This window comes from Sphingomonas sp. 28-62-11 (assembly GCF_002278865.1).
GTDB lineage: Bacteria > Pseudomonadota > Alphaproteobacteria > Sphingomonadales > Sphingomonadaceae > Sphingomonas.
This window is the reverse complement of sequence record NZ_NCGB01000022.1, coordinates 132,177-143,157: the sequence shown is the minus strand read 5'-3', so window position 1 is coordinate 143,157 and position 10,981 is coordinate 132,177. Positions and strand designations below refer to the sequence as shown.

Below are 10,981 nucleotides of genomic sequence, written 5' to 3'. Positions count from 1 at the left end.
TCCGCAAAGGGAGCAGCTTACCAACTGGCCGGATTTTACTCCGCCCCCGACGGCACTGCGCCGGCGGTCCTGTGGCCTGGTTTGTCACCGCCCTTCACAGCATTTCGGGCGACAACCTCCCTCATGCCGGTTTTTCCGGTAACCGAAAGGACGATCGTTGGCTGTTGTCCAGCTTCGTTATCAACCTGCCTAACGTCCCGCCATTTCAACGTTCTGGCCTCGCCGACTCGAATGCCGGTGTTGCCCAGAATCAGAACGTAATTCACGAGCATCAAGCGGTCTCGGCGGACAGCCTTGTTCTCGGTCTTGATGAACTCACGAAGATGGCGAACGAACTTCCTCCAATCGGCTGCGTCGAAATGAGTTCGCCGGGACTTGTCACCGGACACCTTGGGAAATCGAGGAACGGCAGTCAGATATCCTTGGTCGACTGACCACGTCAGGAAGTGCTTGAGGTCCGAGCTGATTCGGCGAACGGTGTTGGGTGAAAGCCTTTGCTTTGACGACAATCTGGTTAGCTCCCCGATGATTGATGAAATCAGGGAGGTGTCGACGTCATCGGCCGTCTTCGGTCGCAAAAACGGCATGATCCGCTGGATCAGCAGAATCTTGTTATGAACGGACTGACGATCACTATCAGGCTCTAAATGCCGGATATAAGCCTCAAGGACGGGCAAGAGCCTCTTGGCGTTCGGCGATTCACCCGTGAGAGAACGTACCAACATCTGATTGTAGAGGTTGTCAGCAAAGGCATAGGCTGCATGTTCGTCGGTCGTTTTTGTGCTGCGATAAACGTAGCCGACTGCACCCGGCACTTTGACCCGGCAGAACCATGTGGCTTTCTTATAATCTGATCTGATCGAGAGATGTATTGCCCCGTCTTTGAACACCTTGCTCATCGGTGCTGATTTGACGGCGGAAATCTTACCAGACGAAGCTGATGTTTCGTTCGAAGGGACCTCTTGCGATTCTTCGTGACCCAAAATCCGGCTCCTGATCGGAAATCCGACTACGATCCGGATATGCGCAAATTTCAGCTTTCAGGGAAACAGCAAACTTATAACTGCTTGATTTCTCACTGAAGTCTGGAGCGGGCGAAGGGATTCGAACCCTCGACCCCAACCTTGGCAAGGTTGTGCTCTACCCCTGAGCTACGCCCGCTCTGGCGACTTCGTCCGGGCAAGGCCACGGACGGGGTGAGGGCGGGCTGTTAGCATCGGCTAGAGAGTACGGCAAGCCCGGATGCACATCGGTTGGCCGATGCCCCGAAGGCCAGGTGTCAGCCGGGAACATCCAGCGCGTGATTATGCCAAAAAGGGTTGGCTTCGCGCCTGAAGCGCCCACATAAGGCAGGCATTACCAATTTGCCGCAAGGCACAGGAGCAAAAGCGTGGCTACTCTGGGCATGACTGCCGCCGAACGCGAGGCGATCGAGGCTTTCCGCCGCGACGTTGTCGAACCATCGATGACCAAGCTGGTCATCATCGATTTCTGGGCCGAATGGTGCGGCCCGTGCAAGGCACTGACCCCGCTGCTTGATAAGATCGCTGCTGCTTATGCCGATAAGGGCGTAGTGCTGGCGAAGATCGATACCGACAAGAACCAGTTTATAGCGGCGCAATTTCAGATCCGGTCGATCCCGACCGTTTACGCGATGTTCGAAGGGCAGCTAGTCGCCGACCTCACCAGCGCACGAACCGAATCGGCGTTGCGGACCATGCTCGACCAGATCCTGCGCCAGCTGCCCATTCAGACCGAGGAAGCCAAGGCCGAGGCTGAAATCGAACCGTTGATCGCTATGGCCGAACAGGTGCTCGCCGATGGCGATGGCCTGCGCGCGCTCGGCATTTTCGATCAGCTGATTGAGATGGCACCCGATCATCCCGATGTCCTTTCAGGGCGAATCCGGGCGCTCATCGCCAGCGGCCGCCCCGATGACGCTGAAGCAGCGATTGCCACGCTGCCGGAAACCGTCGCGAAATTGCCAGAGATTAGCCGCGCGCAATCGGCGCTGGCCCTGGCGCGCGAGGCTAAGCCGGTCGACGATCTTGCCGGTCTGGCCGCAACCGTAGCAGCAAATCCGGCCGATATGGCCGCCCGTTACGAACTCGCCGGGGGCCAGATGGCGGCGGGCGACCGTGATGCGGCCGCCGATACGCTGCTGGCGATGATTGCTGACGATCGCGACTGGGATGAAAGCGCTGCGCGACAACGGCTGCTGAAGCTTTTCGAGGTCGTCGGGCTTGAGGACCCCTGGGTATCGGCACAGCGCCGCCGCCTGTCGGCGATTTTGTTCGGATGACGATCGAGCGCACTACCACGCGGCTTTCGGTGTTCCCGTTACCCGGCGCGCTCCTGTTTCCGCGCATGCATTTGCCGCTGCACATTTTTGAGGAACGCTACAAAGCGCTGATGAGCGACGCGATGGCGCGCGACCGGCGAATCGGGATGGTTCAGCCCCGCGCCGAAGGCAATCCGCCGCCGCTGTTCCAGATCGGCTGCGTCGGCAAGATCGCCCAGTTCGAGATGCTTGATGATGGGCGCTATAATCTGGTGCTCGAAGGATTGTCGCTGTTCCGCATCATCCGCGAACTCGATGTCGCAACGCCGTTCCGCCAGGTCGAAGCCGAGCTGATGCCGACCACGGAGGAGCAAGAAATCCTCTCCCTGTCCGGCCGGGCGGCGCTCGAAATGGAATCGCGGCGTTTTGCCGATCTGCAGGGTTACGCGGTAGACTGGGACGCTGTCGCGCGACTCGACGACGAATCGCTGGTCAACGGCGTCGCCCAGATTGCCCCGTTCGATGTCGCGGCCAAACAAGCGTTGCTCGAATCGGCAAGTCTCGAGGATCGCGCCGAGCTCATCGTCCAGCTGATGCAGTTTTTCGGCCGTCACGATGGCGAGGATTCGGTGACGCTGCAGTGAGCAATCCGGGTGCGTCGACGGCGATCGACCCGTGGCTGCTGTCGATCCTTGTGTGCCCCGTCACGCGAACGCCGCTCCGGCATGACACATCCGCGAACGAGCTCGTTTCCGATGCGGCGGGGCTTGCCTATCCAATACGAGACGGTGTTCCGGTGATGCTGGTCGAGGAAGCGCGGCGGCTGCAACCGCTCGTTACGGCCTAAACCAGTTCACCTTGCAGCAGGCGGGGCAAATCGCCGCTTTCGCCCCGCGCTTCGGCCATGAACCGGGCCTTGAGCGGCGGGATGGCCTGTACCGCGCTTAGCCCGAAGCGCCGCACCGCGCTTGCGGTCTTTCCCGGCACCCCGAACAGCCGGTTGAGCGTGTCGGTCGCCATAGCGACCATCAGCGTATCGAGCCCCCGCCAGCGTTCGTAGCGCGCCAGCAATTGCGGATCGCCGAGATCAAGCCCCAGGCGCTTGCCGTCGACCAGCACCTCAGTGAGCGTCGCCACATCGCGGAAGCCAAGATTTAGGCCCTGCCCCGCGATCGGGTGAATGCCGTGCGCCGCATCCCCGACCAGCGCGAGCCGTTCGGCGGTGATTCGCGCGGCATGATGGAAGCCGAGCGGATAGGTCGATCGCGGCGCCAAATTGCTGAGCGTGCCCAGAAAGCCCCCCATCTGCCGTTCGGCTTCGGCGAGGAAACCGCGATCGGACAGCTTGAGCATGCCGGGTGCATCGCGTTCGCTGACGGTCCACACCAGCGCCGAACGGTTGCGCCCATCAACGATTGGCAATGGCAGGATCGCGAAAGGGCCGGCCGGATAGAAGATCTCGAACGCGCAATTCTCATGCGCGCGGGCATGGTCAAAGGCAGTGATGATGGCATTGTGGTGATATTGCCACTGCGCAATCGTGATTCCGGCTGCCGTGCGCGTAGGCGAATTGCGCCCCTCCGCCGCGATCATCAGCGGGGCAGCGATCGCGGCGCCCGAATCAAGCGTCATCCGAACGCCCGTCGCATCGCGCGTTACCGATGTGGCGCGTGTCTGCATCCGCAAATCGACCGTATTTGCCGTGGTAGCCGCTTGGTGCAATGTCGTGCGCAACAGGCGGTTCTCGTACATCGTCCCGAGCGCACCATCACTTTCGTCCGGCGCGAAATCGAGCGCACCAGGCGCCAAGCCGTCACTCACGCGGATCGATTCGATCGGGCAGCCTTTGCCCGCCAATCGCGCGCCGACCCCGATGGCATCGAGCATCCGGTGGCTCGCGCTGGCAATTGCCGAGGCGCGGCCATCAAAGCTTGCCGCCAACGTCACCGCCGGATCGGCCGGATCGACGACAATCGAGGTGATGCCGTGCGATGCCAGGGACAAGGACAGGGTGCAGCCGACAAGCCCACCGCCCAGAATGATTACGTCTGCATGATCCATGCAAATGGTCCTAGCGGCCGCAACGCGCGCTGCCAATTCCCCGGCCCTTTTGCCGTATCACGATAGAATCAAGCCATGGCTGCATCTTGACGCGGGACTCGCGGCGAGCGATTGTGGAACATCAAGCGTACATTCGTGAAGGAAACGCACATGGCGAGCCAGGCGCAACCGCCTTTGTGGCGCGAAACCGTGCGACACGGCGCCCGGCGGAGCGGCGCGTTGATTGGCGCAATGGCGATTGTCGCGCTGGTGCTGATGATTATTGCCAGCCTGATCAGCTATCGCCCTGGCGATCCTTCGTTCAGCACAGCGGCTGCTGGCCCGGCGCGAAACCTGCTGGGCAGCCCCGGCGCGATCGTCGCTGATGCGCTGCTGGCGCTGCTCGGCTGGCCCGTAGTAATCATGCTTCCCTTTGGCCTGGTGCTCGCGGCCCGGCTATGGCGCAATATCCCGCTGGGCCAGTGGGGCCGAATGGTGCTGAAGGGTGCGGGCGCCGCCGCGCTGATGGCGGCGGCCTTCGCCTTTATTTCATCCAGCGCCGTCAATTCACTGCCAGCCGGCTATGGCGGCGCGGTGGGTCTGTCGCTGGCGACGCTGCTGCGCTGGGGCACGGCGCAGATCGGCGATCCGACGGCGATTCTGTGGGTTGAACGCGTTCTGGGCCTGCTGCTCGGGCTGGGCGGCGTGGCGCTTTATGCCTTCAGTTACGACATCGATCTGAGCGAGCGCCAATGGCAGTTCCGCCTGCCCCAGCCCCGCGCCGATGCGATCCCTGACCTGTTGGCCGACGACGAACCGGTTCCCGCGCCACGAAAGCCAATGCCTCGACCCCTCGCAGCGCCCGAAACGCGGCCCGGCCCGGTGATCGCCGAACGCGCGCTCGCGCCATCGACCGCAAAGCCGCGCGCCAAACAGGCCTCGCTCGATCTGCGCGATAATTATCGCCTGCCACCGCTCGATCTGCTCAAACCAGCGCCCAAAAGCGGCAATCCGGTGATCGACAAGGCAGCGCTTGAACGCAATGCGCGGCTGCTCGAATCGGTGCTCGACGATTTCCACGTGAAGGGCACGATCGTTGAGGTTCGCCCCGGCCCTGTCGTGACGATGTACGAGCTAGAACCAGCGAGCGGCATCAAGGCCAGCCGGGTGATCCAGCTGGCCGATGATATTGCGCGCAATATGTCGGCCATTTCGGCGCGAGTCGCCACGATTCCCGGGCGCAGCGTGATCGGCATCGAGCTGCCCAATGCGCGGCGCGAATCGGTGAACCTCCACGAACTGGTTGGCAGCCAGAGTTTCGAGGATCAATCCGCCCAGCTGCCGATCATCCTTGGCAAGAACATCGCGGGCGATCCGGTGATCGCCGATCTCGCACCGATGCCGCATCTGCTGGTGGCGGGAACCACGGGATCGGGCAAATCGGTCGGGCTCAACTGCATGATTCTGTCGCTGCTCTACCGGCTGACGCCCGATCAGTGCCGGATGATCATGATCGATCCCAAGATGCTCGAACTGTCGATGTATGCCGATATCCCACATCTGCTCGCCCCCGTCGTGACCGAGCCTGCCAAAGCCGTGCGCGCGCTGAAATGGGCGGTCGAGCAAATGGAGGACCGCTACCGGATGCTCGCCTCGGTCAACGTCCGCAGTCTCGCCTCGTTCAACGACAAGGTGCGCGCGGCGAAGGCCAAAGGCCAGCCGCTCGGGCGCAAGGTGCAGACCGGCTATGATCAGGGTACCGGCCAGCCGATTTATGAAGAAGAACAGCTCGATTTTCAGCCGCTGCCGCAGATCGTGATCATCGTCGACGAACTTGCCGATCTGATGATGACGGCCGGCAAGGAAGTCGAATTCCTGATCCAGCGGCTCGCGCAAAAGGCGCGGGCGGCGGGAATCCATCTGATCATGGCCACCCAGCGCCCGTCGGTTGACGTCATCACCGGCGTGATCAAGGCAAATTTACCCACTCGCATCAGCTTCCACGTCACCTCGAAGATCGATTCGCGCACGATCCTGGGCGAGCAGGGCGCCGAACAGCTGCTGGGGCGGGGCGACATGCTCTACATGCCCGGCGGCAAACAGATCGCCCGTGTCCACGGTCCGTTCGTATCGGATGATGAAGTCCAGGCAGTCGCCAATCACTGGCGCGGCCAGGGCCAGCCCGATTATATTCAGTCGGTCACTGAAGAGCCGGAGGACGGCTTCGCGCTCGACGGCGCACCCGACGGCGAGGATTCGGCTGAGGACCAGCAATATCGAAACGCCCGACAGCTCGTTGCGGAGAGCCAGAAGGCCTCGACGTCATGGCTGCAGCGCCAGTTGCGCATCGGCTATAACAGTGCTGCGCGCCTGATCGAGCGGATGGAAAAGGACGGACTGGTCTCCCGCCCTGATCATGTCGGCAGGCGCGAAGTGCTGATGGATCAGGAAGGGCGCCCGCTTTAAGCACAGCGGAACCGTCGCAGTTCACGACCCGTTCAAGCCGCCCTGGCAATGACGATCAAGACGTTGCTGCTATTCCCTGCGACCAGGATTGGCCGCAAAGCTGGAGACTGACATCGTGAATTTTCGGCCCTTGCTGGCACTCCCGCTCATGCTGGCCATTCCCGTGGCGATAGCAGCGCCGGCCACAGGCGATCTGGCGTTGGTCCAGAACCATCTGCGCTCGGTAGAGAGCCTGACCGCCGATTTCAGGCAGACCGACCGCAACGGAAAGACGCTGGACGGCACGTTGACGCTGAAGAAACCTGGAAAGATTCGCTTTCAGTATGAAAAGGGTGTGCCGATCCTGATCGTCGGCGATGGCAAGGCGCTGTGGTTCCTCGATTATTCGGTGCGCCAGAAGCAGCGTTGGCCAATCGGCAATTCGCCACTTGGCGTGCTGCTCGATCCCAACAAGGACATTACGCGCTTTGCCAAGCTGGTGCAGGGCAGTGATCCGCGTGTGATCTCGGTCGAGGCGAGCGATCCGCGCCATCCTGAATATGGCCGAATCACGCTGGTGTTTGTTCGGAATTCTGCTGCTCCAGCGGGGTTGATGATGCAAGGCTGGGTCGCGCTCGACGCCCAGAACAACCGCACGACCATTCGCCTGTCGAAACAGGTCTTCAATGCACCAGTCGCTGACCGCGCGTTCAGGTGGAATGACCCGACGATGCGCGGCGGCAAGAACTAAAGTCGTCACCGCCCGCGATTCAAGTTCATTCATATTGGCGACAGGTTTGGCGCGCTAAAAGATTAATGCGAACGGAGCGACGCCGGGATTTCCCCCCGTTACCCGGCAATTTGCTCCGTTCTGCCTGCGTGACGAACGCTAGGTCGGCCCTCGCTCCATGCCCCCGGAGCGGGGGCCTTTCCTTTGGCGACGACCGGGCGAAAATCGCTGAAGCGCCAACATTAACGGCAATCGGGCTGGCGAACCCCCTGTGCCGGGGCTACATCGCCGCATGGCCGATACACTCAAGATCGCTTCGTGGAACATCAACTCGGTACGGTTTCGCATCGATATTGTTGAACGTTTCCTGCGTGAATCGTCACCCGATGTCCTGTGCCTTCAGGAAACCAAGGTGATGGACGGGGACTTCCCGACCGCGACCTTCCGCGCGCTCGGCTACACCCATGTGGCGCTTAACGGCCAGCGCATGCACCATGGTGTCGCGATCGTCAGCAGATTGCCGCTCCACGCGCATGACCGGCTCGATTGGCAGGCAAATGGCGAGGCGAGGCATCTGGGCGTACGACTCGATAACGGCCTGCGAATCGAGAATGTTTATGTACCCGCCGGGGGCGATGTTCCTGATCGCGGGCTCAACCCCAAATTCGGCCAGAAGCTCGATTTCCTTGAGCGGATGACGCACTGGTCGGAAGGCGTGAAGGGGCCAACCCTGCTTTTGGGCGACTTCAACATCGCCCCGCTCGAATCAGATGTCTGGAGCCATAAACAGCTGATCGATGTGGTCAGCCACACGCCGATCGAGGTTGAAACGCTCAATCGGCTTCAGGCGGCGGGGAACTGGGCCGATCTTGGGCGGCAGTTCATCCCGGCCCCAGAACGGCTATACACCTGGTGGAGCTACCGCGCGAAGGATTGGGCAGCCTCTGATCGCGGGCGGCGGCTCGATCACATGTGGGCAAGCAGCGACCTGGCGGCAACCGCGACCCGACACCAAGTCGTGGAAGAGGCACGAAGCTGGATCAAGCCCTCCGATCATATCCCGATCATCACTGAGTTTACCCTTTGAGCGCGCGCATCGTTGCCCAGGCGATCGATTCGCTGCGGCGCGGCTGGCCGGTCGCGATCCGGACCGATCACGGCGCACTGGCTGTTCTCGCGATCGAAACCGGGGATCCGAAAAGGCTGGCCGCATTTGATCCGGATGGCACGGCAACGGTGCTGCTTTCATCGGGGCGTGCCGCGACGCTCAAACTGTCGAATCAGGCCCCAGCGGCTGCCCCTGATTGCCCGGTCATGCTCGAACGGGCGCCCTGGCTCGACTTCGATGCAGCGACGGCGCTGGCCGACCCGCAATTCGATCTGCTGACCCCATGGAAAGGGCCGTATCGCGCGATTGAGATGGCTGATCGCATTGCAGCGGCCGCAGCGATCCGGCTGGCGACGCTGGCTGGGATGTTACCTGCATTTTTTGTCAAACCGGGCGACGATGCGGCGCTGATCCTGTCCCCCGATGATATCGACGACCATGAAGATGCGCAGCGTCTGACGATCGCAGCGCGGGCGCACCTGCCGGTTGCGGGTGCCGAATCTGCGGAAATCGTCGCATTTCGCACGCCGGAAATGCCCGGTGAGCATGTCGCATTGATGATCGGTGCACCCAACGGCGCGCCGCCGCTCGTTCGGCTGCACAGCGAATGCCTGACCGGCGATGTGCTCGGCAGCCTGAAATGCGATTGCGGGCCACAGCTTGACGCAGCGATCACTGCTATCGCTGCGAGTGGATGGGGGATTTTGCTGTATCTGCGCCAGGAAGGGCGCGGGATCGGGCTGATCAACAAGCTTCGCGCCTATGCCTTGCAGGATCAGGGATTCGATACGGTCGATGCCAATACCCGATTGGGCTTCGCGGTCGATTCGCGCGATTTCCGGGTAGCGGCGCACATGCTGAAGCTATTGGGCCAACGATCAGTTCGCCTGTTGACCAATAATCCCGAGAAGGTCGCCCAGCTCGAAGCCGCAGGCATCACCGTGATCGAGCGTGTGCCACATAAACTGCCCGCAAACCCCCATAACGAGCGCTATCTGGCCACGAAACGCGATCGGACAGGCCACGAATTCTAGGCGATCAGCCGGGCCACGTCGTCAAAATCATGCGCAATTGCATGAACGCCGATATCGCGCAGCACCGCGGCGTGATCCGCCCCGCAATGCATGCCGGCGCACAATCCGATTACATGAGCGCCCGATGCAACCGCACCCGTGGCGCCAACGGGTGAGTCCTCCAGGATGACGCACTGTTCGATCGGCACGCCAATCGCCTGAGCGGCATGCAGGTAAAGATCGGGCGCTGGCTTGCCGCGCTTCACATGTTCCTTGCCACTGAAAATCCGGCCGCCAAAGATGTCACGCAGGCCAATATGATCAAGGTGCCGCGCGATCCACCGGGTCGAACTGGAGGACGCGATAGCCTTTGGGAGCGGCGACGGCAGTGACTGAACAAAGCCAATCGCGCCGCGGATTTCATCGATTCCTTCCGCCATCACGCGGGCATCCTCTGCCGCGCGCGCTGCGTGAAAATCGTCTGGCAGCGGACCGCCGATCCAGCGTTCGACCGCGGCGTGGAAATCGCGGTCGGCCAGCCCCATGAATTGTGCCATCGATTGTTCAACGGTCGTGGGATGCCCTGCGCTGCTCAAAAATGCCGCGATCTGGCTATTGCCGACATATTCACTGTCGATCAGAACGCCGTCAAAATCGAAAATGATCCCTGAAAACCTCATCCCCGCTCTCCAAACAACGCACTGCCCACGCGGACATGGGTCGCCCCGAGCGTCACTGCCGTTTCAAAATCGCCTGACATGCCCATGCTCAGACCCGCAAGCTCCTCGTCGCGCGCCAGCTTGGCGAGTAACGCGAAATAGGGCGCGGGTTCGATATCGGCGGGCGGAATGCACATCAGCCCGGCCAGCGGCAGATCAGCGATGCGCGCTTCGCCGATCAGTGCCGCCAGGTTTGCCGTGGGAACGCCGCCCTTCTGTGGCTCGTCGCCGATATTGACCTGGATGAAGCAGGTGGGGCGCTTACCCGTCTTGTCCATTGCCCGTGCCAATGCGGTGACGAGCGATAATCGGTCGACCGAATGGATCGCATCAAACAGTGTAACGGCCGCCTCAGCCTTGTTCGATTGCAACTGACCGATCAGGTGGAGCGCGGTCGCAGGCGTTTCCGCGCGCAAGGGCGGCCATTTCGCTTCGGCTTCCTGCACCCGATTTTCACCGAATACCCGGTGCCCTGCTAGAATGAGAGGTCGGATCGCCTCGGCTGAATGGGTTTTCGATACCGCGATCAAGGTGACGTCGGCGGGTTTGCGGGCGGCAAGATGGGCGGCAGCGTCAATCGCGGCCTGCACCATGGCAAGTCGCTCGGCAGGGTCGCGGTCAAGCATCGCCATGCTATAGCCACGT

General features: G+C 61.6%; 11 protein-coding genes and 1 tRNA gene. 7 read left to right on the top strand and 5 right to left on the bottom strand.

The window, feature by feature from the left end; genetic code table 11:
• Positions 1-35: 35 nt before the first annotated feature.
• Together B7Y49_RS09525 and B7Y49_RS09520 are read right to left on the bottom strand one after the other, a co-directional pair.
• Positions 36-899, bottom strand: coding sequence for a hypothetical protein (locus tag B7Y49_RS09525; protein ID WP_374127346.1), 864 nt, complete (start codon positions 897-899; stop codon positions 36-38).
• Between the two features lie 187 nt (positions 900-1,086).
• Positions 1,087-1,161, bottom strand: a tRNA-Gly gene (locus B7Y49_RS09520).
• Positions 1,162-1,405: 244 nt separating this feature from the next.
• Between B7Y49_RS09520 and B7Y49_RS09515 the strand changes: the two genes are divergently transcribed.
• The 3 genes from B7Y49_RS09515 to B7Y49_RS09505 are packed head-to-tail and all read left to right on the top strand — an operon-like array spanning position 1,406 to position 3,128.
• Positions 1,406-2,302 carry a tetratricopeptide repeat protein gene (locus B7Y49_RS09515; protein WP_374127355.1) on the top strand — a complete coding sequence of 299 codons (897 nt, stop codon included), beginning with the start codon at positions 1,406-1,408 and terminating at the stop codon, positions 2,300-2,302.
• Positions 2,299-2,925, top strand: coding sequence for an LON peptidase substrate-binding domain-containing protein (locus B7Y49_RS09510; protein ID WP_374127345.1), 627 nt, complete (start codon positions 2,299-2,301; stop codon positions 2,923-2,925). The genes B7Y49_RS09515 and B7Y49_RS09510 overlap by 4 nt, the downstream gene beginning before the upstream one ends.
• The gene (locus B7Y49_RS09505; protein ID WP_374127344.1) at positions 2,922-3,128 is read left to right on the top strand and encodes a Trm112 family protein; all 207 of its coding nucleotides are present in this window, start codon (positions 2,922-2,924) and stop codon (positions 3,126-3,128) included. The genes B7Y49_RS09510 and B7Y49_RS09505 overlap by 4 nt, the downstream gene beginning before the upstream one ends.
• On the opposite strand, the gene B7Y49_RS09500 is transcribed toward B7Y49_RS09505, so the two are convergent.
• On the bottom strand, positions 3,125-4,342 hold the full coding sequence (locus B7Y49_RS09500; RefSeq protein WP_374127343.1) for a UbiH/UbiF/VisC/COQ6 family ubiquinone biosynthesis hydroxylase: 1,218 nt from the start codon (positions 4,340-4,342) through the stop codon (positions 3,125-3,127). The two genes, B7Y49_RS09505 and B7Y49_RS09500, sit on opposite strands and share 4 nt — an antisense overlap.
• 150 nt (positions 4,343-4,492) lie before the next feature.
• On the opposite strand from B7Y49_RS09500, the gene B7Y49_RS09495 reads away from it, so the two are divergent.
• From B7Y49_RS09495 to ribA, 4 genes are all read left to right on the top strand, one after another.
• Positions 4,493-6,787 (top strand): DNA translocase FtsK 4TM domain-containing protein, encoded by a 2,295-nt coding sequence (locus B7Y49_RS09495; protein ID WP_374127342.1) that lies wholly within the window; start codon positions 4,493-4,495, stop codon positions 6,785-6,787.
• A gap of 148 nt (positions 6,788-6,935) precedes the next feature.
• Positions 6,936-7,517 (top strand): outer membrane lipoprotein carrier protein LolA, encoded by a 582-nt coding sequence (locus B7Y49_RS09490; protein WP_374127341.1) that lies wholly within the window; start codon positions 6,936-6,938, stop codon positions 7,515-7,517.
• A gap of 271 nt (positions 7,518-7,788) precedes the next feature.
• Positions 7,789-8,583 (top strand): exodeoxyribonuclease III, encoded by a 795-nt coding sequence (locus B7Y49_RS09485; RefSeq protein ID WP_374127340.1) that lies wholly within the window; start codon positions 7,789-7,791, stop codon positions 8,581-8,583.
• A complete protein-coding gene (gene ribA / locus B7Y49_RS09480) occupies positions 8,580-9,638 on the top strand; it encodes a GTP cyclohydrolase II (RefSeq protein WP_374127339.1) in 1,059 nt (352 codons plus the stop codon). Before B7Y49_RS09485 ends, ribA begins: the two co-directional genes overlap by 4 nt.
• On the opposite strand, the gene B7Y49_RS09475 is transcribed toward ribA, so the two are convergent.
• A complete protein-coding gene (locus B7Y49_RS09475; RefSeq protein WP_374127338.1) occupies positions 9,635-10,297 on the bottom strand; it encodes an HAD family phosphatase in 663 nt (220 codons plus the stop codon). The genes ribA and B7Y49_RS09475 overlap by 4 nt on opposite strands.
• Positions 10,294-10,962 (bottom strand): YggS family pyridoxal phosphate enzyme, encoded by a 669-nt coding sequence (locus B7Y49_RS09470; RefSeq protein ID WP_374127354.1) that lies wholly within the window; start codon positions 10,960-10,962, stop codon positions 10,294-10,296. The genes B7Y49_RS09475 and B7Y49_RS09470 overlap by 4 nt, the downstream gene beginning before the upstream one ends.
• Between the last annotated feature and the right edge of the window lie 19 nt (positions 10,963-10,981).